Origin of the sequence: Alcanivorax sp. (assembly GCF_002726155.1) — a bacterium.
Classification (GTDB): domain Bacteria; phylum Pseudomonadota; class Gammaproteobacteria; order Pseudomonadales; family Alcanivoracaceae; genus Alcanivorax.
The window spans coordinates 44,828-67,807 of sequence record NZ_PBSH01000003.1 but is presented as its reverse complement, the minus strand read 5'-3'; the positions used below and the strand labels follow the sequence as shown (position 1 = coordinate 67,807).

Genomic DNA, 22,980 nt, shown 5'->3' with positions numbered 1-22,980 from the left:
GACTGAATCCAGCCTCTCAACAATGACTCTTGTCCGCCAGCTCTGGCAGCAGACCTGGCCCATGGCCTTGGGCGTCATGTCCCTGCTGGGGTTTTATCTGGTCGACAGTATCTTCGTGGCTCGGCTGGGCACCGCGCCGCTGGCGGCCCAGTCGTTCACCTTTCCGTTGGCGTTTCTGGTCATCGGTGTGCAGGTGGGCATCGGCATCGCCATTGCCGCGCTGATTTCCCGGGCTATCGGTGCCGGCCAGCAGGAGCAGGCCAACCGGCTGGGGGCGCTGGTGCTGGTTGGTGGTGGTGTGCTGCAGGGCATGCTGGTGCTGGTGCTGTGGTTGATCCAGGAGCCTGCCTTTGCGTTGCTCGGCGCCAGTGAAGAGATTCGCGCCATGATCCGGCCCTTCTGGGCCTTGCAGGTGCCGGCCATGTGGGTCGGTGGAGTCGTGTACTTTGGCTACAGCCTGTTTCGCGCCCACGGCAACACGCGTTTTCCCGGCATGATGATGGTGCTCACCAGCCTGCTGAATCTGTTGTTCGACCCGATCCTGATTTTTGGTATTGGTGATTGGCAGGGCTTTGGCCTGCCCGGTGCGGCGCTGGCGACACTGCTGGCGTTTTCCATCGGTGGGGTGATTGTGGCGTTGTCCCTGCGGGGCAAGGGTTGGGTGCAGCGCACCGGCATGCTGGTGCAGATGCGTGCGTCGGCCTGGCCGTTTGTGCACATTGCCGGCCCGGCCATGATCAGCCAGCTGATGCCGCCGCTGGCGGCCATGGTGGCCACGGCACTGGTGGCCAGGTCCGGTGACCAGGCGGTGGCCGCCTGGGGCATGGCCAGCCGGCTGGAAAGTTTTTCCATCGTGTTGGTGTTGGGCATGACCATGGCGCTGCCGCCCTGGCTGGGACGCTGTTATGGCGGCAATGACTGGGCCACTGTGCGGCGGCTGATGCAGGTGGCGGCGGGCATGGTGATCACCTGGCAGGTGCTGCTGGGGCTGGTCATGGCGTTGCTGGCGGCACCGCTGGCCAGCGTATTGGTCGACACCCCGGCGGTGCAGGCCTACCTGACCGTGCTGATTCGCTGGATGCCGCCCAGCTATGGTTTTCTGGGCGTCTGCATGTTGGTGGTATCGGCCAGCAATGCGCTGGGTTGGCCCATGCGCGCCATGCTGATTTCTTTTTTGCGTTTGTTCCTGTGTTACCTGCCGTTGTTGTGGCTGGGCTTCGAGTTGGGTGGCTTTGGTGGCTTTGCCCTGGGCGCGGCATTCGGCAATGTGCTTGCCGGGGTGATGGCGTGGGGTTTCTATCAGCAGGCGCTGGGAAAGGCAATTAATAGTTAATAATGAATAATTAATAACGTCACGGTCACGTTTTGTTTTACTGAAACACATGAGGCCGCGCCCAGAGTCTGGGCGCGGCCTCATGTGTTTTGAAAATCCCGGCGAGTAAACGCGCAACTATTCATTATTAACTATTAATTGCTCTCCCTCTCCCTCTCCCATTCCGGTGGTTTCCATAGATGTTTCAGGCGTTGTGTTAGTGGTCCTTTCTGGCCGATAGCCCGGAACATGTCCACGTATTCGTGGCACCAGTTCACCACCAGGCTGTTGCTGTACACCGGGCGGGTGATGCCGTATTCCACCGGTTGGTCGTCTTTTTCTTCCACAAAGGTGCCGAACAGGCGGTCCCAGATGATGAAAACGCCCGCGTAGTTCCGGTCGATATATTCCGGATTGCGGCCGTGGTGTACCCGGTGGTGGCTGGGCGTATTGAAGATATATTCGATGGCCGGGTGCAGTTTGCCCACCAGGGTGGTGTGGATGAAATACTGGTACACCAGCGACAGTGCATAGCACACCCCGATCCATACCGGGTTGTAACCGAGAAAGGCCAGCGGCACATAGAACAACCAGCCGCCGTTGAAAATGTTGGTGGCATTCTGGCGCATGGCGGTGGAGAAATTCATCCGCTCGGAAGAGTGGTGGGTCACATGGGCGGCCCAGAACCAGCGCACCCGGTGCGAGGTGCGATGGAAACCGTAGTAGCAGAAATCCACCAGGAACCACAGGGCGATGGCGGTAAAGACGTTGAGCTCAATGTCGAGCAATCGGTGCTGATACGCAAAGGCATAAAGTGGGAAGGCAATCAGCCCGGCGAATAGCAGCTCGGTGGTCTGGTAGCCCGCCCCCAGCATGAAATTCAGCCAGGATTCACGACCATCCACCAGTTTCTTGTTGTGGCGAATTTTGCGGTACTCCCACAGGAACAGGCCAATAAAAAGCGGCGTCGCCACGACAAAAATCAGCTGTCGGGCATCCAGGGCCAGCCAGTCGGGCAGGGCATTCCATAGGGGGGCCAACCCGCTGTTCAGCCAGATAGTGTTGAACCAGTCCATCAGTGCCATAGAAACCTCGAAGCTCGGTGAGGAACGCGGTGGAATGTTGATGTTGGCAGTGTGCGACAAGCGCGGCTGATAGTATTGACTCTTTATGCCTTATTTTTGACAATTTACGCCAACAGGGTAAATGTCACCCGCAAGGAGAGACCATGGCCGCTGCCATGCGAGTCACCGGTGCCTGGGTTCAGTTGCTGACCGACTGGCTGGACCGGGAAAACCTGCCCGCCCCCGCATTACGCACAGTACTGGACAGCCGTTCGCCAGCGGATGTGGTGCCGTTACCGCTGTGGCGGGATCTGCTTCAGCAGGCAGTGTTGCTGCGCCCGGAGCGGTTGGCGCCGGGGCTGGAAATCGGCGCCATGATCCAGCCCCGCCACGTGGGCATGCTGGGCTATCTGATTCTCACCTGCCGGACCCTGGGCGAAGCCATGCTGGCTTACCAGCGCTATGAGACCTTGTTCTATGGTCAGGATATGGTGGAGGTGGTGGGGCAAGGTGATCAGATGCTGGTGCGCTGGCCCGGGGAAGATTCCACCGGGGAGCTGGCGGACAGTGTGGCTATCGCGGCGCTGGTCAGCTTCCTGCGCCGGCAGGTGGATACACCACCGGTGCCGACCCGTGTTGCCTTTGCCTTCCCGGCCCCCAGGGAGTCGATCCAGGCGGCGTTTGAAGCCTTCTTCGGGTGCCCGGTCCAGTTCGCACAGGCGCATACCTGTGTTGCCTTTCCTGTCCATTTTCTTGCCATTGCCTTACCGCACAGCGACCCGAGCATGCGTAGCCTGCTGGATCGGCAGGCCCAGGCCATGCTGTTGGCGCTGCCGGATTCCGACAGTTTTGATCGGGCCCTGCAACAGGCCATGGTGCGATTGATGCCGGAAGCGGCGGTGACCCTGCCACGCCTGGCAGCGGAGCTGCATATGTCCGTGCGCACCCTGCAACGGCGCCTCGCGGAACGGCAATTAACCTGGCGGGAATTGCTGGACCGTACCCGTGAGCAACTGGCCGGCCACTACCTGGCCGACCTGTCGCTGACCCTCGGGGATATTGCGCTGTTGCTCGGGTTCTCCGAGCACAGTGCCTTCAGTCGGGCCTACCGTCGCTGGACCGGCAACACCCCGGCACGGGCCAGAAAACAGACCGCGCTGGCATACAAAACAGACAATGCTGTGTAACGTGGTCCCTGCGACAGGAATGCTCCGGATCGCCGTACAGCCGCGAATTCTGTGCGTGTCGGGCGATCTGTGCCGGGACTGCTATCCGAACTGACCCCGGCGGTGAGAATTCCTGTCATTGCTGGCACGCCCTGTGGCGTGATTAATTCCCCCATCGCGCTCCGTGGGACGCCCCGATCTCGCCGCATTGACGCTCGCCATCAAGGTGCATGCGTCACTCCTGTGAGTCGGCGCCGCGTCTGGAGACAGGCACCATGCAGGCACAACGAGGCAGGCACAACGAGAGAGGAACACCGATGAAAACGCGTATTACCGAATTGCTGGGTATTGAGTATCCGATCGTTCAGGGTGGCATGCAGAACGTGGGTTATGCGGAGCTTGCCAGTGCAGTTTCCAACGCTGGCGGCCTGGGCATCATCACCGCCCTCACGCAGCCGACCCCGGAAGACCTGGACAAGGAAATCAAACGCTGCAAGGAAATGACCGACAAACCCTTCGGTGTGAACCTGACCATCCTGCCGACCATTAAGCCGGTGCCCTACGATGAATACGCCCGGGTGATTTGTGAAAACGGTGTCACCGTGGTGGAAACCGCTGGCCGCAACCCGGAACCGCACATGCCCCTGTTCAAGGAATACGGGGTGAAGGTGGTGCACAAATGTACGTCCGTTCGGCATGCGCTCAAGTCAGAAAAAGTGGGCGTGGATGCGGTGTCCGTGGATGGTTTCGAGTGTGCTGGTCACCCGGGTGAAGACGATATTCCTAACCTGGTTTTGCTGCCTGCGGCGGCTCGGGTGCTGAAAATTCCCATGCTTGCGTCCGGTGGTATCGGTACGGGTGCGCAGATGGCGGCGTGTCTGGCGCTGGGTGCGGACGGCATTAACATGGGCACCCGTTTTCTGGCCTCCAAGGAAGCGCCAGTACACGAAAATATGAAGCGAGCGATTGCTGAGGCATCTGAGCTGGATACCGCTTTGATTTTCCGCCCTTTGAAGAATACCGCCCGTGTTTACAAGAACCGAGTGGCCAGCAAAGTGAATGAAATCGAACGCGAAAAAGGTCAGGACATGAAGTTCGACTATATTGTGGATCTGGTTGCTGGCGTGAAAGGCAAGGCCGCGCTCACCTCCGGTGAAATCGATGGTGGTATCTGGACGTCTGGCATGGTGCAGGGCCTGATCGATAGTTACCCGAGCTGTGCGGAAATTATTGATGACATCATCAGCGAATGTTCCGGCACCATCAATCAACGCTTGGCCGGTTTCATGAACAGCTAGGGAGCCTGGCCAGATTGCTGGAGAACGGTCTTCCAGCAATCAAATACAGTTAATGCTCTCCCGAGCAAGCCAGGGCAATGCCCTGGCTTTTTTTATGCTGCTTTGCGGCTGCACCGCAATGCATTTAGCAGGGTGCTTTGATTGCCCCGAGGTCAACAGGGGGCAGGCTCGACAAGCCGATGGTTGTGCGCTTTGCCGAAACAAGGCAGTCTCGGTGCCCGATTCCCGGTGCGGTGACATTCTGTCGTCGGGGTGCTTGATTCCTTGTCAGAAGGATCTGATATGTATCGCCTGTATGAATTTTCCTCTTCCGGTAACTGCTATAAATTACGCTTGGCCATGGCACAGCTTGGTGTCCCTTTCGAGCGAGAGGAAAAAGACATTACCCGTGGCGAAACCCGCAGCGACGACTTCCTCGCGATCAACCCGAATGGCCGTATCCCGGTGCTGGTGACCCCGGAGGGCAGAGCCCTGCCGGAATCCAACGCGGCGCTCTGGTATCTGGCGCGAGACAGCCAGCTAATGCCCGTTGATGCCTTCGAGCAGGCACAGGTACTGCAATGGATGTTCTTCGAGCAATACAACCACGAACCGAATATCGCGACTTCACGTTATTGGCTGCATGTGCTGGGTGAACCGGAAAAATATGCGGATGCCTTGCAAGAGAAACAACAAAAGGGGCATGAGGCGCTGGCGGTGATGGAGCGGCACTTACAGGCTGCGCCTTTCTTCGTGGGCGGGTGCTACTCCATTGCGGACATTGCCCTGTACGCCTATACCCATGTGGCCGATCAGGGTGGCTTCTCGCTACAGAATTATCCGGCAATCAGGGCGTGGTTGGGGCGAGTAAAAGCACAGCCGGACTATGTTGGTATGCTCGATTGAAAGCGCGTTCCAGTGGATGAGTGTGGCACGGCAAGGCAGCCGGGATGGCGCCTTGCCGTGGAGGTATCACTGGCTCAGGTGGTGAAAGTGGTACTTTAGATGGTCATCAATAAAGCTGGCGATAAAGAAATAGGAATGGTCGTAGCCGGGCTGCATCCGCAGGGTGATCGGCACGCCGGCTTCCTTGCAGGCAGCGCTCAGCGCTTCCGGGCGTAGCTGACCATCGGTATAGAAATTATCCGCATCCCCCTGATCGACCATCAGTGGTAACGCACTTCCCTTTTCCTTCAGCAGCTCACAGCTATCCCAGGTTTTCCAGTTCTCTTTGTTATCACCCAGATAGCCCCCCAGCGCTTTTTCGCCCCAGGGGCATTGCATCGGGTTGCTGATCGGTGCGAAGGCGGAGACGGAGGTGTAGCGGCCGGGATTCTTCAGCGCACAGATCAGGGCGCCGTGCCCGCCCATGGAATGGCCGCTGATGGCCTGTTTACCGTTGAGTGGAAAATGTTCCTGTACCAGCGCCGGCAATTCTTCCGTCACATAGTCGTACATGCGGTAGTGCTGGCTCCAGGGTGACTGGGTGGCATTCACATAGAAGCCGGCGCCGGAACCGAAGTCGTAGCTTTCATGCTCGCCGGGCAGGTCGGTGCCGCGAGGGCTGGTGTCGGGGCAGACAATGGCCAGCCCCAGTTCGGCAGCGGTTTGCTGGGCGCCGGCTTTCTGCATGAAATTTTCATCCGTGCAGGTCAGCCCGGACAGCCACCACAGCAGTGGAACGTCATTCGTTTCCGCCGCTGGCGGTAAATAAATGGCAAAGATCATCTCGCAGTTGAGAACCTGGCTGCGATGCTTGTAGCGTTTCAACCAGCCACCAAAGGATTTGGTGGCAGAAACCAATTCGATATCAGACATGATTTATCCTTTCTGACGAAGCCGCTGTAGGAGTGCCTCTCGAGGTGCGAACCTGCTTGAGAGAAGTCCTTGCCAGGTAAGGTTCGCACCTCGAGAGGTACTCCTACGGTCGGAATTTATTGCCTCTTAAAAAAGAATCACAGAGCGAATGCTCTTGCCTTCATGCAACAGGTCAAACGCGGTATTGATGTCTTCCAGGCCCATGGTGTGGGTGACGAATTCATCAATCTTGATTTCGCCTTTCATGTAGCGGTCAACGTAGCCGGGTAACTCGGTGCGGCCTTTGACGCCGCCAAACGCGGAGCCTTTCCAGACTCGACCGGTGACCAGCTGGAACGGGCGGGTGGAAATTTCTTCACCGGCACCGGCCACGCCAATAACGATGGATTCACCCCAACCCTTATGGCAGCACTCCAGGGCGGAACGCATCACGTTCACGTTACCAATGCACTCGAAAGAATAATCCACGCCGCCGTCGGTGAGTTCGACAATGACTTCCTGAATGGAGTCGTTGTAATCCTTCGGGTTGATGAAATCGGTGGCACCGAATTGTCGGGCCAGGGTTTCCTTGGCCGGGTTGGTGTCGATGGCAATGATGCGTTCCGCCTGGGCCATCACGGCACCCTGAATCACAGACAGGCCGATGCCACCGAGGCCGAACACAGCCACGGTAGAGCCGGCTTCGACTTTGGCGGTGTTGAGGACCGCGCCGATACCGGTGGTCACGCCGCAGCCCAGCAGGCAGATCTTGTCCAGTGGCGCTTCCTTGCTCACCTTGGCCAGGGAAATTTCCGGCACCACGGTGTACTCGGAGAAGGTGCTGGTGCCCATATAGTGGTGTAGCAGTTTGCCGTTCAGGGAAAAGCGGCTGGTGTTATCCGGCATCAGGCCCTTGCCCTGGGTGGCGCGTACCGCCTGGCACAGGTTGGTCTTGCCGCTGAGGCAGAACTTGCATTGGCGGCATTCGGCGGTATAAAGCGGGATAACGTGGTCGCCGGGCTTCAGGCTGGTCACGCCTTCGCCCACTTCCTGAACGATGCCGGCGCCTTCATGACCGAAGATGGACGGGAACAGGCCCTCCGGATCTTTCCCGGACAGGGTGTAGGCATCGGTGTGGCAGACGCCGGTGGCGACGATCTGTACCAGCACTTCACCGGCCTTGGGGCCAGCCACATCGACTTTTTCGATAACCAACGGTTTGCCTGCTTCCCAGGCCACGGCGGCGCGTGATTTCATGATGACTCCAACGATAACGGCGTTTGGGGAGTGGTCCGGCCCTGTGGGGTTCCCGAACCACGGATAACGGGATTCACTATACGCAGACACGAATCAGGCTATAAGGCACAATCTGGCAATAGATTATTGCTCAGGAGCAACAATGCAGCATTGGGACCGAATCGAAGCCTTCGTGGAAGTGGTGCGGCTGGGCTCCTTTGCGGGTGCCGCCCGGGACCTGGGGGTCTCCAGTTCCCACGTGAGCCGGCTGGTGGCGCGGCTGGAAACCCAGCTGGGCACGCAGTTGCTGTACCGCACCACCCGGCGGCTGACGCTGACGGATGCCGGCGCGGTTTACTTTGATCACTGCTGCCAGTTGTTTGATGGGTTTCAGGAAGCGCTGAATGCGATCAGTGACTTCCAGCAGCAGCCCACCGGCGTGTTAAAGCTGACCTGCGCTACCACCTTTGGCGAGCGTTTTATCGCGCCGCTGGTCAACGACTTTCTGGCATGCCACCCGCAGCTGTCAGTGCAGCTGGATTTCACCAACCGGCGAGTGGATATCGTGGATGAGGGATTCGATGTGGCGATCCGCACCGGCGCCTTGCCGGACTCCTCCCTGATTGCCCGCAGGCTCTGCCCCCGGCGGGAATATGTGGTGGGATCGCCGGCGTATTTTGAGCGTCATGCCCGGCCCCATACCCTGGGCGAGCTGGCTGGTCATAATTGCTTGCGGGGGTCTTCGGAGCAGTGGGCCTTCGATGTGGATGGCCAGCATCGCCACAGCAAGGTGCAGGGGAACTGGAAGGGCAACTCGGGGGTGGCGTTGCTGGATGCGGCGCGCAAGGGTATCGGGCTGGTGCAGTTGCCGGATTATTATGTGGCGGACGATTTGGCGCGCGGGGATCTGGTGTCGGTGCTGGATCAGTATGCCTGCACACACACAGCGGTCTGGGTGGTGTATCCCCGTCATCGGCACCTGTCACCGAAGGTACGCCAGTTCGTGGACTTCTTGGTGGAGCATATGGCGGGTTGAGAAGCGTCCGAAAGATTCTTTTTGTAGGCGCGTCGCTGGCGGCGCGATAAAAGCAGCTACGAGTATCGAGCAACGAAAACCGTAAACAATGTGGTTTTCAGTTTTTGAATTTCGAAACTCGCTTCTCGCTTCTCGCAACTCGATACTCAGGTAATCGCGCCGCCAGCGGTGCTCCTGCAGCAACTAAAAGGGAATGAATATGTACACAGGGAGTTGTCTTTGCGGTGGTGTCGCGTTCGAGATTGACGGTGAGCTGGAACCGATACAGGTGTGCCACTGCCAGCAGTGTCGCAAGGCCCAGGGCACCGCGCTGGTCACCAATATTCCGGTTGCAACGGCACAGCTGCGCTGGGTGCGAGGGGAAGATTTACTGAAAGGGTATGAGTCCACACCGGGTAAGCAGCGCGTGTTCTGTCGCGAGTGCGGTTCGCCGATGTTCAGCCGCCTTGAAAGCCTGCCGGGCGTGGTGCGTATTCGGGCGGGGTTGCTGAATGAGCCGTTGGCGACTCGGCCAGCGTTTCACTTTTACGTGGATTCAGCCTGTAACTGGTGGGCCATCAACGATGACTTGCCGCAGTACCCGGCGGGTCGCTCGTGAGCGTCGTCAGGGCCGGGTGCGGGGTAACCGCAACCCGGCCTCGCAGCTAACGCCTCTCAGCCCAGCTGGGCCTTGAGCGAGGCAATTTCCTGGGCATCACTGTTACGCGCAACGAATGCCTGCCAGCTATCCGTGGCGTGGCTTTTCAGTGCCTTGGCAACGCGCTGCTCTTCTCCTTCCGGCAAGTGCCCGAACAGACCCAGCAGGTTGCTGTCGTGGGCCTGGCTCAGCGCCTGATCCAGAGTCTGGGGTTGGCGTTCGGTGAGCACGTCCAGTGCCGGGGCCAGGTGAGCATGGTCCAGCAGCGGCAGCAGGGGCAGTAGTTCATCCCAGCTGTTTTCTTCTGCCACGGTGGTGATCAGGCTTTCCATGATGTGCTCTTCGCGCAGCTTGGCCACATTGACCACGGCCTGCTGATGCGTATTGTCCATGGCATTCACCGCCTGCAGCAGGTTGGTCCACAGCTGCTGGTCGCTGGCCACTTCGATGATATGGCTCAGCACGGTGTCGCCCTGTTCAGCTACCAGGTTGCCCATCTGGCCGCGGAGCCGGGTGTTCAGGTGGCCATTCAGGGATAGCACGGCGGGCCACAGCTCATGGTCCGTAGCGGCTTTCAGGGTGGCCCGTTGCTGGGTCTCGCTGAGTAGCCCAAGCAGGGTGTCGAGCTTGCTTTTGTCTTCCAGGTACAGCGCGATTTTCACCATGGCTTCACCGTCATTAACGGTGCTGGTGACGGCCTTCAGGGCGGATGGCTGGATCACGGCGACAAAACGGGCCAGCGTAATGTGCTCGTTCATGGCCAGCAGTGCCTTGGCGACCGTGGCGACAATCTTGTCGGGCATGGCGGCAAGCAAGGCGCGGGAATGGGTCGGCTCCAAATGGATGCACAGCTTGGCAAGAAAGTCGTCGGGCAGTTTGTCCGCCAGCTTGATGGCGCGCTCGGCGGGCAGCTCGGAGGCGATGCCGGCGGCGAGTACGGAGCCCAGCACGGTGGTCGCCAGTTTGGCGCTGGCTCCGGTGGGTACCAGCTTGCTGATGCCGGCCAGACGCTGGTAGCTGTCCTGGTGCTGTTCATAGAAAAAACTGGACACGCTATTACGGAATGCGGCAAGAGCGTTCAGTTCCTGGCCGTCCAGAAAGGTCATGTCGGCTTCGTCGGTTTCCAGCAGACGGCTCAGCTTGAGTAGCTCGGCCTGGGTTTCAATGTGCATGATTTGTCTCCTGCTGATTTAACCGAACAACATCTTTTTAACCGGGCGGCGGAAGGGCCCGGGCACCACGTTCAAGGCATTGTTCATGGCCTTTTCCACGCGGGCGTCTTTGGTTTCCAGTGCGGCGAGCACGGTGTCCGCCAGTTTGCTGGCCTGGTCAGCGGGCAAGGACTCGATAAAGGCCAGCGCATCGGCTGGCAAGCCCTTGTTTTTCAAGGTACTGATGGAATCAGACATGGTTCCTCCTTCAATTCAGGCGCTACTATGCCAGCAAAGCCGAAAGAAGACTGTTGCCGAAAAGCCGTATTCGGGCGGCGCTTGAGAAAGCGTTGGGAGGAGATTTTACAAGTAAGAAAGCGGGAAGCGTGGCTGCACAGGCAGACATGGATTGCCTGCGCAGCCAGCGGAGCAGCCCGGGTGTCAGGAGAAGGTGGTGGTCTCGCTGATGAAACCGACATTGACGGCACCTGGACCAAGATTGACGCCGCCGGTGAGGCTCATGCCCGTGCTGAGCAGTTCCACGCCGTGCTGTTTGGCGCACAGTTTTAATTCACGGAAACCGGGCAATTCGGTAATACGGTTTTCGTCGCCGGCATAGCTGACACAGACAACCGGTTCCAGCAGGCCCTGACGAATGCAGTCACAGGCATGCTTGAACATTTTTTCCACAGCGGTCGGGTAACCACGCACTTTGTCTGCCGGAAACGATTCGCCTGCCCGTGCGCAGAGGATGGGCTTGATATCCAGCGTGCTGCCCAGTTTTGCACTTAGCCAGCTGACGCTTTTGTCGCCTTTCTTGCGCGCGCGTTTCTGCACATAGTAAAGATCATCGACTACAGAATAGCCGCTGGTGAACGGGATCAGGGCGTTAACCCGGTTGCGGATATCGCTGACCCGCATGCCCTTGCCAATCATGTTGACGGTGGCAGCAGCCAGCACCGCCTGGCCGCAAAACAGGGTCTGGCTATCGGTAACCCGCAAGGCAAAGGGACCTTCAACGCCAGCTTCTGCGCGCACTGCCTTGTAGTCGCGCAAGATGCCATGGGATGCGCGAATGGCATTGTTGAACATGGGGCTGCGGCTGCCGGGCAGGGTTTGCACCAGCGCATAGTCGTACTGACGGACAATTCTGTCGAGGAAGAACTGGCGGAAGGCATCCGTGTCCAGGGGGACGGATTCGGCATCCTGGCCTTTGTCCAGACGGTTGTCCGCGTAAAAGTCCTGACGTTGTTGAGGGTCGCGATTATCCACAAAAACGGTGTCACCGATGCGGATAGAAATGGGCAGGACCTGAATCTGGTGTTGATCAATATAGTGTTTTGGCAGGTCGCACGTTGCGTCGACCACCAGACCGATTTGCATTGTTCTCTCCCGTTAGCCAATGAGGCAATCGTGCTTTTGTGTGCCTGCGCCGGGATTATTGTGTGTTCAGTCCGGCGTCATTATTGGTGCACGGTGCGCGGACATACTAACGGGTTTGTCGCGGGAAAAAAGGGGCAAGGGCCCTGGCCGCTCCAATGGTCGGTAATCGGTGATTATTGGAAGTTTTCCTGATCGGTGATAAAGCCCACGCTGATGGCGCCAGGGCCGATATTCACGCCGCCGGTGAGCCCCATATGGCTGACCAGCAACTGTACATCGTGTTTCTCGGTGGCGGCTTTCAGGGCGTTGAAGCCGGGCATCTGGAAGGCCGCATCCGGGTCGCCGGCGTAACTGACGCAGACGATCGGTGTGAGCAATCCGTCTTCCACGCATTGGCAGGCGTGGGCAAACATTTTTTCCACCGCGCTTTCAAAACCTCGCACCTTGGCGACTGGAAAGGTCTGGTCCCGGCGAGCGCAGAGAATCGGTTTGATATCCAGGGCGGAGCCCATCAGCGCGCCGACAAAGCCAACGCTTTTGTCGCCCTTCTTCCGGGCGCGTTTGTGCACGTAGTAAAGGTCTGGCACCACCGCATAGCCGGTGGTTTTTGGGGTCAGGTCGCTGATGCGTTGGCGAATGTCGCCGATTTTGGTGCCGGCATTGATCAGGCGAACGGTTTCAGCGGCGAGCACGCCCTGGGCGGCGAACAGAGTCTGGCTGTCGCTGACACGAATGCGGAAGGGGCCTTCCCGGCCGGCGGCCTCTCGGACTTTTTTATAGCCGGACAGGATGGCGTGGGCGGCTTCGGTGGCGTTGTCGTAAATGGGGCTGCGGCTTTTGGGAACGGTTTGCACCAGGGCATAATCGAATTCGCCCACGGCACGGTCCAGTAACAGGGTGCGGATCTGCTCTACGGATGGCGGCGCGGTTTCTGCGTCGTGGCTCTTGTCGATTTCGTGGCGGGCATAGAATTCCCGGGCCCGCTGCGGATCCCGGTCATCCACGTAAATTTCCTTGCCGATGCGAATCGGAACCGGCATCACCAGGATGTTGTTGGCATCAATAAAGTCTTTGGGCAGGTCACAACCTGAATCCACAACCAGACCGATTTTCATTGTTATACGCCTTACGGAGCCTGTTTGATTTCAGTCTAGAACGGGCGTGCCGTTATTGGCGTCTTTTTGCGTATGGGAATGGTGTAGGAATGTTATTTGAGCGCTGCAGTCTGGATGCCCGATGCCTGACCTGGAAAACCTGCAGGCTGCAGGTTTTTCGTCGGGCATCTGGCGTTAGGCGTCTTGCCGGCTGGGTTGTGCGAGGCGTTATTCAGGGGAGCCTCAATTTTGCAGGAGCTTCCCCCTATTGAATGTTGCCGCCCACTTCCACGATTTTCAGTGTGTTGGTGCCGCCGTGGGCGTCGTCGTAGTTGCCTTTGGTGATCAGTATCCGGTCGCCGGTCTGCACGACGCCCATGTCCTGGAGCATGCTCACCGCCTGACGATTAACGGTGTCACTGGCCAGTGCGTGGCTGTCGAAGGGGATAGCGTGAACGCCGCGCAAAATTGCCACCCGCCGCTGGCTGGAGGGGTAGGGCGTAAAGGCATAGATAGGCATGCCCGAGCGCAGTCGTGACATCAGCCGCGGGGTGTTGCCGGTTTCCGTCATGGCAATAATGGCCGCCACGTTGCTCAACCGGTTGGCGGCCTGCATGGCGGCCATGGCGATCACTTCATCAATGTTGTCCGCGCGGTCATTAATGGGCTGATCGGTCCTGCGTTCCTGCCAGGTGCGTTCGGCGCCAAGGATAATGCGGTCCATGGCTTGCACGGTTTCCGCGGGGAAATCGCCCACTGCGGTTTCCGCTGACAGCATTACGGCATCGGTGCCATCCAGCACCGCGTTGGCCACGTCGGACACTTCGGCCCGGGTCGGCTGGGGGCTGTGGATCATGGATTCCATCATCTGGGTGGCGGTAATCACGAAGCGGTTCAGTGCCCGGGCCCGGCGAATAATGTGTTTTTGCACGCCCACCAGTTCCGCGTCGCCAATTTCTACCGCCAGGTCGCCGCGTGCCACCATGACCCCGTCGGACGCCACAATGATGGCGTCCAGGGTGTCGTCATCGGCCACCGCTTCTGCGCGCTCAATTTTGGCAATAATGCCCCCTTTGCCGCCAGCATCCTGATAGCGGCGGCGGGCTTCTTCCACATCGTCGGCGTCGCGGGGAAAAGACAGGGCGAGGAAATCCACATCCATATCGGCGGCGGTGATAATGTCGGCCAGATCCTTTTCGGTAAGGGCGCGGGCGCTGAGTCCCCCGCCTTTGCGGTTTACACCCTTGTGATCAGACAGCTCGCCCCCTACTCGTACGGTGCATTCCACACGGGTGCCGTTGATGGCGTTCACTTCCAGTTCCAGCAGGCCGTCATTCAGCAACAGAATGTCCCCGGCCTGGCAATCGGTGGGCAGTGGTGGGTAGCTGACGCCGACTTGGTCTGCATCGCCAGCGTCATCCGGCAGGGCAGTATCCAGGGTAAAGGGGCGCCCGGCAGTGAGCATGATGGGGCCGTCACGGAAGCAGCCAATACGGATTTTCGGCCCCTGCAGATCTGCCAGGATCGCTACGTGCTTACCCCGTTGTTCGGCGCAACGGCGAATCTTGTCGGCAGTATCGCGGTGAGTGTCTGCGGTGCCATGGGAAAAGTTCAGCCGAAAGACGTTAACGCCTGCACCGATCAGTGTGTCGAGCATGGGTTCCGGTGCAGAGGCGGGGCCGACGGTGGCAACAATCTTGGTGCGACGAAGTGGGTGCTGCGGGGTGCGAGAGGGCATGCGTGTCTTTCCATCAATCATTTCGCCTTAGCATACCATGGGGACGCGAACGAACGATGACAGTGCTGGCGTGGGGCGCTGCATCGTTGCAAGGCAGCGATGATGAAAAAGAAAGCCCCGCCCCTGCGGGCGGGGAAAGGGGAACCCCGTGGCCGGGAATCAATGCAGCATGGCAAAGGCACACGCCTGGGCTTGGCTGAGACGAAGGAAATCGCCCATGCCCATTTTGATCACTTCCGTGTGTGTGCCTGCATTAAAGGCAAGCCAGTCTTCGCTCAGCAAGGTGTCGTCCACATACACGTTCATGTTGTAGAGATTCCCGAAGGGGGGCTCGCCACCGGGTTCGCAGAGCGGAAAGCAATCCTTGAAGTCCTCTTCCTCGGCCAGCTCAACGCGGTTGGCATGGAGGGCCAGGCGTAACTTTTCCGGATCCAGATATTGGTTGGCGGGCAGCACGGCCATGGCCAGTTTGCCATCCACGTCCACAATCACGGTCTTGGCCATATGCCGGCCGGTAATATGGGCGGACTGTGCCACCTCGGAAGCGGTAACGGCGGGTGCGTGGTTGTAGCAGTGATAATTCACATTGTTGTTGTCGAGAAAATCGGCCAGTGCGCGGGCGGGCATGATGAGCCTCCTCCCGGTTTCGTATTACCGGGATTGGGGAGCGTCCTGACAAAACCGCTTGTGGCTGGTGCGCAGGAGACGCTCCGTGACGGTGTGTCTTAAGGGTAGGGCGAGTGAGGAAGGAGGAGAAATACAAATATGCGCTAATATTTATAGCGGAAAAGAATAGCTACGAGCGGTCGGTGTATCTTGTGTGGTGGCTGTAGGAGTTCCCTTCCAGGGGACGAACCGAGCGCAGCGAGGAGAATAAAAAGCAAATTTCTTTTTGAGGGATGCCTGCCCAGCTGGCACGCCTGAGCATATTGCCGGCGATTTTCGCGCAAGCGCGATTCGTCCCCTGGAAGGGAACTCCTACAATGTTCTTTAAGGGATAGGGTTCAATAAAAACGCGGGCAGTGATCATGCCGTCTGGCATAACTCCTGCCCGCGTTGTTGCATGCTGCCTGGCGCGTGCAGCGTCTCTTGTCACATTCCCAGATTGTCGAGAATGCGCAGGTTCGGCCCGGCCTGGTTCATGGTGTAGAAATGCAGCCCCGGTGCACCCATGGCCAGTAGTCGTTCGCACAGGCGGGTGACTACTTCTTCGCCAAAGGCTTTTACTGCGCCATCATCATCCTTGATGTCGTTCAGTTTGCTCTGCAACCAGCGTGGCACATCGGCGCCACAGGTGTTGGAAAAACGCAGCAGGTTGGCCACATTAAGAATCGGCATGATGCCCGGGTAGACGGGGGCATCACAGCCAGCCTTGTGCAGCGCATCCATGTAATAACCGTAAGCATCCGCGTTATAGAAATACTGGCTCAGGCCACTGTTAGCGCCAGCGTCGACCTTGCGCTTGAAGTGAGCAATGTCGTCTTCAAAGCTGCGCGCCTGCGGGTGCATTTCCGGATAGGCGGCGACTTCCAGGGTGAAGTGATCGCCGGTTTCCTGACGGATCAGTTGCACCAGTTCGTCGGCGTACTTGATCTCGCTCTGGGCATAGCCCATGCCGGAGGGCAAGTCGCCACGCAGGGCGACGATGCGGGTGACACCCGCATCCTTGTAGCCGTTCACCAGTTCAAGGATTTCTTCCTTGCTTTGGCCGATGCAGCTTAGGTGCGGGGCGGTATCGTCATGCTGCTCGCGCAGCTTTTTGACCATGTCGCGGGTGTTGTCACGGGTAGAGCCGCCGGCACCAAAGGTGCAGGAAAAGAAGGCCGGTTTTTTGACCAGCAGCTTATTCTGCGTGGCCAGTAATTTTTCCTTTCCTTGTTCTGTCTTGGGAGGGAAAAATTCAAAACTGATTCGTTTCATAACGAGCTCGCTTCATGCTGCACGCATCACGCACCACGCCTGTTGCGTGATGCGTGTCGCGTGCCTGCGTTAATACTTGTAATGTTCCGGCTTGAAGGGGCCTTCCACGCCGACGCCGATGTAGTCGGCCTGTTCCTGGGTGAGCTTGGTGATCACACCACCGAAACCTTCCACCATGTAACGGGCCACTTCTTCATCCAGCTGTTTGGGCAGTACTTCCACCTTGAGCATTTTTTCTTTCACGGCGTCAGAGTGGTTGGCGTAGCCCTGATCGAACAGGTACATCTGCGCGAGGACCTGGTTGGCGAAGGAGCCGTCCATGATGCGGCTGGGGTGGCCGGTGGCGTTGCCCAGGTTGACCAGACGCCCTTCGGAGAGCAGCAGCAGGAAGTCACCGTCAGCTTTGTTGCGCCATACCTTGTGCACCTGCGGTTTCACTTCTTCCCATTCCCAGGTTTCACGCATGAAGGCGGTGTCCACTTCGTTGTCGAAGTGACCGATGTTGCAGACCACGGCGCCTTTCTTGATGGCTTTGAGCATGTTGGCATCGCAGACATTGAAGTTGCCGGTGGTGGTCACCAGCAGATCGGTGTTGCCCAGCAACTCGGTGTTGATGGAGGCTTCGCTGCCATCGTTGATGCCGCCCTTGTACTGGCTGACCACTTCAAATCCGTCCATGCAGGCCTGCATGGCGCAGATCGGATCCGCTTCGGTAACCTTTACGATCATGCCTTCCTGGCGCAGGGACTGTGCGGAGCCCTTGCCCACATCACCATAACCGACAACCAGTGCTTTCTTGCCTGACAGCAGGTGGTCGGTGCCGCGTTTGATGGCATCGTTCAGAGAATGACGACAACCATACTTGTTGTCGTTTTTGCTCTTGGTGACGGAATCGTTCACGTTGACCGCCGGCACTTTCAATGTGCCTTTTTTCAGCATTTCGTAGAGACGGTGCACACCGGTGGTGGTCTCTTCGGTGATGCCGTGAATGCTGTCGAGCATGGCCGGGTAGGTCTCGTGGATGTAGCCGGTCAGGTCGCCACCATCATCCAGAATCATGTTGGCTTCCCACAGCTCGCCGTTGCCGTCGCGACAGGTTTGCTCGATGCACCACATGTACTCTTCTTCGGTTTCGCCTTTCCAGGCAAACACCGGTACGCCGGCAGCGGCGATGGCAGCGGCGGCGTGGTCCTGGGTGGAGAAAATGTTACAGCTGGACCAGCGTACTTCGGCACCCAGGGCGACCAGGGTTTCGATCAGCACAGCGGTCTGAATGGTCATGTGGATACAGCCGATGATTTTGGCGCCTTTCAGCGGCTGCTCGGCGCGGTACTTTTCGCGAATAGCGATCAGTGCCGGCATTTCGGTTTCGGCAATATGGATTTCTGAGCGGCCGTAGGCGGCAAGGGAAATGTCGGCGACTTTATAGTCGGTAAAAGTATCTGTTTTTGCGTTCATGGTGTTCTCCATTCGTTTTTGACGAATGGGCGCAGTTGTTCTGGGTGTGCCTGCCTTGCGAGCCTCACGGTCATGCCGCTGCAGCGCCCCTCACAAGGCAGATCAAATTTGCATTCGTGTTTAAAGCGCCTTGGCCAGGTCGGCAGCCTTGTCTGTTTTTTCCCAGCTGAAGCCTTCGCGGCCGAAGTGTCCGTAGCTGGCGGTAGGACGATAGATCGGCTTGCGCAGGTCGAGCATTTCGATAATGCCACGCGGGCGCAGATCAAAGTGTTCGCGTACCAGGTCGACAATGGCGGTGTCGCTGATTTTGCCGGTGCCGAAGGTATTCACCGAAATGGAGGTCGGCTCGGCCACGCCGATGGCGTAGCTCACCTGGATCTCACATTTGCTGGCCAGGCCTGCGGCAACAATGTTCTTGGCCACATAGCGACCTGCGTAGGCGGCAGAACGGTCCACCTTGGACGGATCCTTGCCGGAGAAGGCACCACCACCGTGACGGGCCATGCCGCCGTAGGTATCCACGATGATTTTGCGGCCGGTCAGGCCACAGTCACCCATGGGGCCACCGATCACGAAAATCCCGGTGGGGTTTACGTGGTACAGCGTGTCCTTGTGCAGCCATTCTTCGGGCAGCACCGGCTTGATGATTTCTTCCATCACCGCTTCGCGCAGGTCGGCCAGTTTGATGTCCGGGGAGTGCTGGGTGGAGAGCACCACCGCATCCACGGCTACCGGCTTGCCATTGTCGTAACGCAGGGTTACCTGACTTTTTGCATCCGGACGCAGCCAGGGCAGGGTGCCATTCTTGCGCAGCTCGGCCTGGCGCTCCACCAGGCGGTGGGAGTAGTACACCGGGGCGGGCATCAGGGTGTCGGTTTCGTCGGTGGCAAAGCCGAACATCAGGCCCTGGTCGCCGGCACCCATTTCCTTGTCTTCGGCTTCGTCCACCCCGATGGCGATATCGGCGGATTGCTTGCCGATGCCGTTGAGGACGGCACAGCTGGCGCCATCGAAGCCTTTATCGGAACTGTCGTAGCCGATATCCAGGATCACCTGGCGAACGATGTCTTCCAGTTCCACATAGGTGTTGGTGCGCACCTCACCGGCGACCACGGCCATGCCGGTTTTCACCAGGGTTTCCACTGCCACGCGGGCGTGTGGGTCATCCTTGATGATGGCATCCAGAATGGCGTCCGAGATCTGGTCAGCCATTTTATCCGGATGGCCTTCGGACACGGATTCGGAGGTAAAGATGGAATATTCACTCATTACTGGAGTGCTCCCTGTGGTTAATGCTTCACGCCGCATGCATCACGCCGCAACGCGGAAAATTGAGTTGAAAGTGTAAAGTTCAAAGTTGAAAAGCGCGGGTGGGGTGATGTGCACCCTGAGAGGCCGTGCCCGCGTTCCACTGTGTCGAGGCGCGAAGTGGTGTCTCTGCCGTTTGGCACGGTGCCATCTTCGCGTTTGAACTTTGAACTTTAAACTTTCAACGCCTTCTTGAAGGTGCGTACCTGCACCTGAAACCCATTGCGCAGTGCCAGAAACTGGCTTTCCTGCAACTCAAGACCGGCGCGGCCGGCCCAGTCCACCAGATCGGTTTCATCAAAGCCGAGCCAGAAATCCCCGCAGGTCTCGTGGGCCCAGTGCTGGTCATGCCGGCACAGGTCGGTGATCAGCAGGGTGCCGCCGGCCTGCAGTTGTGCTGCTGCGGCGCGGATGGCGCTGGCCGGTGCGGGCAGGTGATGCAGCACCATGTTCAACACCACGGCGTCGACCGTGGGCAGGTTTCTGGCGGCTTCCGGCCAGTCTCCCAGTATTAACTCCACATTTGACCGTTTAGCGACCGTCTTGCGCGCCCGTTTGAGCATGGCCTCGGCATTGTCCAGCCCGATAACCTGTTCAAAATGCCCGGCCAGCTCCAGCAGGAACAGCCCGTCACCGGGGCCAATTTCCAGCACCTGTTTTCCTTCCGGGCTGGCGCGCAGCAGCAGCTCGCAGGCCTGCTCGGCATATTGTGCATACTCGGCGATCAGCTCCTGCTGGGCATCATGCTGCTCAGCGTGGCGGGCAAAAAAGGCGCGGCTTTGCTCGGCCCGTTGCTGCTGCACCTGTTCCAGCCGCGCCGCGACTTCCTCATTGAGGGGCCCATCATCCAGCTCGTCCAGCAAGGCACTGTGAACGGCGCCTTCTGCGCCATCTGCCTGGGGCAGGCGACGACGGTAGAAAATGGAGTTGCCCTCGCGGCGCTTTTCCACCAGCCCGCCCTTTGCCAGCACCTTGAGGTGGTGGCTCATGCCGGACTGCTTCATGGCCATGATTTCGCACAGCTCCAGCACCCCGAAGCTGTTCTGGCCCAGCACCTGCAATACCTGCAGGCGTAACGGGTCCCCGGCGGCCTTGAGAAAGCCCGCCAGATGATCGGTCACATCCGGTAAAGAAGGAGCCAGTGCATTCATAATGGCGGAGTCTAGCGCAATCAAAACCTAAATCAAAATAAATTGATATAGGTTTTGGCGTTACCTCAACCTACGGCATTAAACAGGCGCCACGCGGCACGCAAACAGGCGGAGGCAGGCTGCCGGTGGGTGCTTGCGCTTGTAGCTATTACCCCCTTGAGGGACAATAGCGCCCCTTTTCAGCCACCAGTCAGTTTTGGAGCCCTGCATGCCCAGCGCCCCCGCCAGCCGTGACCTCGCCAATGCCATCCGTGCCCTGAGCATGGATGCGGTACAGAAAGCCAATTCCGGGCACCCCGGTGCACCCATGGGCATGGCGGATATCGCCGAAGTGCTGTGGCGCGGTTTCATGCAGCATAATCCTGCTGACCCGACCTGGGCCGACCGCGACCGCTTCGTGTTGTCCAACGGCCACGGCTCCATGCTGCTGTACAGTCTGCTGCACCTGACCGGCTACGGCGTCAGCCTGGACGACATCAAAAACTTCCGTCAGCTGGGTAGCGCCACCGCCGGGCACCCGGAATACGGCGATGCGCCGGGTATCGAAACCACTACCGGCCCACTGGGCCAGGGGATTGCCAACGCCGTGGGCATGGCGCTGGCGGAGAAAATGCTGGCGGGGCAGTTCAACCGAGAAGGCCACACCATTGTTGACCACAATACCTACTGCTTCTTGGGTGATGGCTGCATGATGGAAGGCATTTCCCACGAGGTGGCGTCTCTGGCGGGCACTTTGGGTCTGGGCAAGCTGGTGGCGTTTTATGACGACAACGGCATATCCATCGACGGTGAAGTAGAAGGCTGGTTTACCGACGATACCGTGGAGCGTTTCCGCGCCTACGGCTGGCAGGTGATCCCCAATGTGGACGGCCACAACCCGGAAGAAATCACCGTGGCGGTGGAAAATGCCCGCGCCAATACCGATCAGCCCACCTTGATTTGCTGCAAGACCATTATCGGTTTCGGCAGCCCCAACAAGCAGGGCAAGGAAGATTCCCACGGTGCCGCCCTGGGTGAAGAGGAAATCGCCCTGACCCGTAAAGCGCTGGGTTGGGAGCACGGCCCGTTCGAGATCCCTGCGGACATCAAGAATGCCTGGGATGCCAAAGAAGCGGGAGCCAAAGCGCAGAGCGAGTGGCAGCAGCGTTTTGATGCTTATCAGGCGGCGTACCCGGAGCTGGCTGCAGAGTTCAAGCGCCGCATGGCCAGCGAGTTGCCGGCGAATTTTACCGAGCAGGCCGATGCCTATATCCGTGAGTGTCAGGAAAAAGGGGACAAGGTTGCCACCCGCAAGGCCAGCCAGAACACCCTGGATGCCTTCGGCCCGTTGCTGCCAGAGCTGGCCGGTGGCTCCGCCGACCTGGCCGGTTCCAACAACACCATCTGGAAAGGCTGCAAGTCCGTCACTGCGGACGATGCCAGCGGCAATTATATTCACTACGGCGTGCGCGAATTTGGCATGACCGCTATCCAGAACGGCCTGTGCCTGCACGGTGGTCTGCGCCCCTACGGCGGCACCTTCCTGGTGTTCATGGAGTACGCCCGTAACGCGGTGCGCATGGCCGCGCTGATGCATCAGCCGAACATTCTGGTGTACACCCACGATTCCATTGGGCTGGGCGAAGACGGCCCGACCCACCAGCCCATCGAGCAGCTGGCGAACCTGCGCCTGACCCCGAACATGCGTACCTGGCGTCCCTGTGACACGGTGGAGTCTGCGGTGTCCTGGAAAAAAGCGGTGCAACGTCAGGACGGCCCGTCGGCATTGATTTTCTCCCGCCAGGGCTTGCCCTGCATGGAGCGCGGCAACGCACAGTTGGCCGAGATCGAGAAGGGGGGCTATACCCTGTTGCAGACCGGCGAGGGCGCCCCGGACGCGATTATCATTGCCACCGGTTCCGAAGTGGAACTGGCGGTAAACGCGGCCCGGGCACTTGCGGGCAAGAACATTCGCGTGGTGTCCATGCCCTGTGTGGAGGAATTTCTGGCGCAGGATGCGGCCTATCAGGAAAGCGTGCTGCCTTCCTCCGTGCGCGCTCGCGTGGCGGTAGAGGCGGCCATCGCCGATTACTGGTATCGCTTTGTGGGGCTGGACGGCAAGGTTGTGGGCATGACCAGCTTCGGCGCGTCCGCCCCGGCCGGTGACCTGTTCAAGCACTTCAATATCACCGCCGAGGCAGTCCAGCAGGCCGTGGAGTCGTTGCTGTAATGCATCACGCATCACGCCGCACGCAACACGGTAAAACAGTGCG

At 59.0% G+C, this 22,980-nt stretch carries 20 protein-coding genes and 1 riboswitch; of the genes, 7 read left to right on the top strand and 13 right to left on the bottom strand.

Going from position 1 to position 22,980, the window contains the following annotated elements; translation table 11 throughout:
- Window positions 1-61: 61 nt before the first annotated feature.
- Window positions 62-1,333, top strand: coding sequence for an MATE family efflux transporter (locus tag CL546_RS00560; protein WP_290492355.1), 1,272 nt, complete (start codon window positions 62-64; stop codon window positions 1,331-1,333).
- Window positions 1,334-1,467: 134 nt separating this feature from the next.
- Here CL546_RS00560 and CL546_RS00555 read toward each other — a convergent pair whose 3' ends face one another.
- The gene (locus CL546_RS00555) at window positions 1,468-2,397 is read right to left on the bottom strand and encodes a sterol desaturase family protein (RefSeq protein WP_290492346.1); all 930 of its coding nucleotides are present in this window, start codon (window positions 2,395-2,397) and stop codon (window positions 1,468-1,470) included.
- 143 nt (window positions 2,398-2,540) lie between these two features.
- Between CL546_RS00555 and CL546_RS00550 the strand changes: the two genes are divergently transcribed.
- The 3 genes from CL546_RS00550 (at window position 2,541) to CL546_RS00540 (ending at window position 5,725) form a co-directional block, all read left to right on the top strand.
- The gene (locus tag CL546_RS00550) at window positions 2,541-3,563 is read left to right on the top strand and encodes a helix-turn-helix domain-containing protein (RefSeq protein ID WP_290492345.1); all 1,023 of its coding nucleotides are present in this window, start codon (window positions 2,541-2,543) and stop codon (window positions 3,561-3,563) included.
- A 296-nt stretch (window positions 3,564-3,859) separates the two neighbouring features.
- Window positions 3,860-4,840, top strand: a complete 981-nt coding sequence (locus tag CL546_RS00545) for an NAD(P)H-dependent flavin oxidoreductase (protein ID WP_290492344.1) — start codon at window positions 3,860-3,862, stop codon at window positions 4,838-4,840.
- Window positions 4,841-5,122: 282 nt separating this feature from the next.
- On the top strand, window positions 5,123-5,725 hold the full coding sequence (locus CL546_RS00540; RefSeq protein WP_290492343.1) for a glutathione S-transferase family protein: 603 nt from the start codon (window positions 5,123-5,125) through the stop codon (window positions 5,723-5,725).
- A gap of 66 nt (window positions 5,726-5,791) precedes the next feature.
- Here the strand turns inward: CL546_RS00540 and fghA are convergent, their stop codons facing one another.
- Window positions 5,792-6,637: an S-formylglutathione hydrolase gene (gene fghA / locus CL546_RS00535; protein ID WP_290492342.1), complete on the bottom strand. Its 846-nt coding sequence runs from the start codon at window positions 6,635-6,637 to the stop codon at window positions 5,792-5,794.
- Window positions 6,638-6,763: 126 nt separating this feature from the next.
- Window positions 6,764-7,873 carry an S-(hydroxymethyl)glutathione dehydrogenase/class III alcohol dehydrogenase gene (locus CL546_RS00530; protein WP_290492341.1) on the bottom strand — a complete coding sequence of 370 codons (1,110 nt, stop codon included), beginning with the start codon at window positions 7,871-7,873 and terminating at the stop codon, window positions 6,764-6,766.
- Window positions 7,874-8,015: 142 nt separating this feature from the next.
- On the opposite strand from CL546_RS00530, the gene CL546_RS00525 reads away from it, so the two are divergent.
- The gene (locus CL546_RS00525) at window positions 8,016-8,888 is read left to right on the top strand and encodes a LysR family transcriptional regulator (RefSeq protein WP_290492340.1); all 873 of its coding nucleotides are present in this window, start codon (window positions 8,016-8,018) and stop codon (window positions 8,886-8,888) included.
- A gap of 199 nt (window positions 8,889-9,087) precedes the next feature.
- Window positions 9,088-9,486 carry a GFA family protein gene (locus CL546_RS00520; protein WP_290492339.1) on the top strand — a complete coding sequence of 133 codons (399 nt, stop codon included), beginning with the start codon at window positions 9,088-9,090 and terminating at the stop codon, window positions 9,484-9,486.
- Window positions 9,487-9,542: 56 nt separating this feature from the next.
- Here CL546_RS00520 and CL546_RS00515 read toward each other — a convergent pair whose 3' ends face one another.
- From CL546_RS00515 to CL546_RS00470, 10 genes are all read right to left on the bottom strand, one after another.
- Entirely contained in the window at window positions 9,543-10,697 is a 1,155-nt protein-coding gene (locus CL546_RS00515; RefSeq protein WP_290492338.1) for a hypothetical protein, read from the bottom strand.
- A gap of 18 nt (window positions 10,698-10,715) precedes the next feature.
- Window positions 10,716-10,934, bottom strand: coding sequence for a hypothetical protein (locus CL546_RS00510; protein ID WP_007151188.1), 219 nt, complete (start codon window positions 10,932-10,934; stop codon window positions 10,716-10,718).
- A gap of 183 nt (window positions 10,935-11,117) precedes the next feature.
- Window positions 11,118-12,059 (bottom strand): DegV family protein, encoded by a 942-nt coding sequence (locus CL546_RS00505; protein ID WP_290492337.1) that lies wholly within the window; start codon window positions 12,057-12,059, stop codon window positions 11,118-11,120.
- Window positions 12,060-12,232: 173 nt separating this feature from the next.
- On the bottom strand, window positions 12,233-13,174 hold the full coding sequence (locus CL546_RS00500; RefSeq protein WP_290492336.1) for a DegV family protein: 942 nt from the start codon (window positions 13,172-13,174) through the stop codon (window positions 12,233-12,235).
- Window positions 13,175-13,418: 244 nt separating this feature from the next.
- A complete protein-coding gene (gene pyk / locus CL546_RS00495; protein WP_290492335.1) occupies window positions 13,419-14,912 on the bottom strand; it encodes a pyruvate kinase in 1,494 nt (497 codons plus the stop codon).
- A 138-nt stretch (window positions 14,913-15,050) separates the two neighbouring features.
- Entirely contained in the window at window positions 15,051-15,518 is a 468-nt protein-coding gene (locus tag CL546_RS00490) for an aminoacyl-tRNA deacylase (protein WP_290492334.1), read from the bottom strand.
- A 465-nt stretch (window positions 15,519-15,983) separates the two neighbouring features.
- Entirely contained in the window at window positions 15,984-16,811 is an 828-nt protein-coding gene (gene metF / locus CL546_RS00485; RefSeq protein WP_290492333.1) for a methylenetetrahydrofolate reductase [NAD(P)H], read from the bottom strand.
- A gap of 69 nt (window positions 16,812-16,880) precedes the next feature.
- On the bottom strand, window positions 16,881-18,269 hold the full coding sequence (gene ahcY / locus CL546_RS00480) for an adenosylhomocysteinase (protein WP_290492332.1): 1,389 nt from the start codon (window positions 18,267-18,269) through the stop codon (window positions 16,881-16,883).
- A 20-nt stretch (window positions 18,270-18,289) separates the two neighbouring features.
- Window positions 18,290-18,367: riboswitch (S-adenosyl-L-homocysteine riboswitch) on the bottom strand.
- Window positions 18,368-18,389: 22 nt separating this feature from the next.
- Window positions 18,390-19,538, bottom strand: a complete 1,149-nt coding sequence (gene metK / locus CL546_RS00475) for a methionine adenosyltransferase (protein WP_290492331.1) — start codon at window positions 19,536-19,538, stop codon at window positions 18,390-18,392.
- A 212-nt stretch (window positions 19,539-19,750) separates the two neighbouring features.
- The gene (locus CL546_RS00470; RefSeq protein WP_290492330.1) at window positions 19,751-20,728 is read right to left on the bottom strand and encodes an ArsR/SmtB family transcription factor; all 978 of its coding nucleotides are present in this window, start codon (window positions 20,726-20,728) and stop codon (window positions 19,751-19,753) included.
- 208 nt (window positions 20,729-20,936) lie between these two features.
- On the opposite strand from CL546_RS00470, the gene tkt reads away from it, so the two are divergent.
- Window positions 20,937-22,937 (top strand): transketolase, encoded by a 2,001-nt coding sequence (gene tkt / locus CL546_RS00465; RefSeq protein WP_290492329.1) that lies wholly within the window; start codon window positions 20,937-20,939, stop codon window positions 22,935-22,937.
- Window positions 22,938-22,980: the final 43 nt, after the last annotated feature.

What these genes read in the sequence shown, in the direction of transcription:
- CL546_RS00560 (WP_290492355.1), top strand. Translation starts at nt 62, where the DNA reads ATGGCCTTGGGCGTCATGTCCCTGCTGGGGTTTTATCTGGTCGACAGT.
- CL546_RS00555 (WP_290492346.1), bottom strand. Translation starts at nt 2,397, where the DNA reads ATGGCACTGATGGACTGGTTCAACACTATCTGGCTGAACAGCGGGTTG.
- CL546_RS00550 (WP_290492345.1), top strand. Translation starts at nt 2,541, where the DNA reads ATGGCCGCTGCCATGCGAGTCACCGGTGCCTGGGTTCAGTTGCTGACC.
- CL546_RS00545 (WP_290492344.1), top strand. Translation starts at nt 3,860, where the DNA reads ATGAAAACGCGTATTACCGAATTGCTGGGTATTGAGTATCCGATCGTT.
- CL546_RS00540 (WP_290492343.1), top strand. Translation starts at nt 5,123, where the DNA reads ATGTATCGCCTGTATGAATTTTCCTCTTCCGGTAACTGCTATAAATTA.
- fghA (WP_290492342.1), bottom strand. Translation starts at nt 6,637, where the DNA reads ATGTCTGATATCGAATTGGTTTCTGCCACCAAATCCTTTGGTGGCTGG.
- CL546_RS00530 (WP_290492341.1), bottom strand. Translation starts at nt 7,873, where the DNA reads ATGAAATCACGCGCCGCCGTGGCCTGGGAAGCAGGCAAACCGTTGGTT.
- CL546_RS00525 (WP_290492340.1), top strand. Translation starts at nt 8,016, where the DNA reads ATGCAGCATTGGGACCGAATCGAAGCCTTCGTGGAAGTGGTGCGGCTG.
- CL546_RS00520 (WP_290492339.1), top strand. Translation starts at nt 9,088, where the DNA reads ATGTACACAGGGAGTTGTCTTTGCGGTGGTGTCGCGTTCGAGATTGAC.
- CL546_RS00515 (WP_290492338.1), bottom strand. Translation starts at nt 10,697, where the DNA reads ATGCACATTGAAACCCAGGCCGAGCTACTCAAGCTGAGCCGTCTGCTG.
- CL546_RS00510 (WP_007151188.1), bottom strand. Translation starts at nt 10,934, where the DNA reads ATGTCTGATTCCATCAGTACCTTGAAAAACAAGGGCTTGCCAGCCGAT.
- CL546_RS00505 (WP_290492337.1), bottom strand. Translation starts at nt 12,059, where the DNA reads ATGCAAATCGGTCTGGTGGTCGACGCAACGTGCGACCTGCCAAAACAC.
- CL546_RS00500 (WP_290492336.1), bottom strand. Translation starts at nt 13,174, where the DNA reads ATGAAAATCGGTCTGGTTGTGGATTCAGGTTGTGACCTGCCCAAAGAC.
- pyk (WP_290492335.1), bottom strand. Translation starts at nt 14,912, where the DNA reads ATGATTGATGGAAAGACACGCATGCCCTCTCGCACCCCGCAGCACCCA.
- CL546_RS00490 (WP_290492334.1), bottom strand. Translation starts at nt 15,518, where the DNA reads ATGCCCGCCCGCGCACTGGCCGATTTTCTCGACAACAACAATGTGAAT.
- metF (WP_290492333.1), bottom strand. Translation starts at nt 16,811, where the DNA reads ATGAAACGAATCAGTTTTGAATTTTTCCCTCCCAAGACAGAACAAGGA.
- ahcY (WP_290492332.1), bottom strand. Translation starts at nt 18,269, where the DNA reads ATGAACGCAAAAACAGATACTTTTACCGACTATAAAGTCGCCGACATT.
- metK (WP_290492331.1), bottom strand. Translation starts at nt 19,538, where the DNA reads ATGAGTGAATATTCCATCTTTACCTCCGAATCCGTGTCCGAAGGCCAT.
- CL546_RS00470 (WP_290492330.1), bottom strand. Translation starts at nt 20,728, where the DNA reads ATGAATGCACTGGCTCCTTCTTTACCGGATGTGACCGATCATCTGGCG.
- tkt (WP_290492329.1), top strand. Translation starts at nt 20,937, where the DNA reads ATGCCCAGCGCCCCCGCCAGCCGTGACCTCGCCAATGCCATCCGTGCC.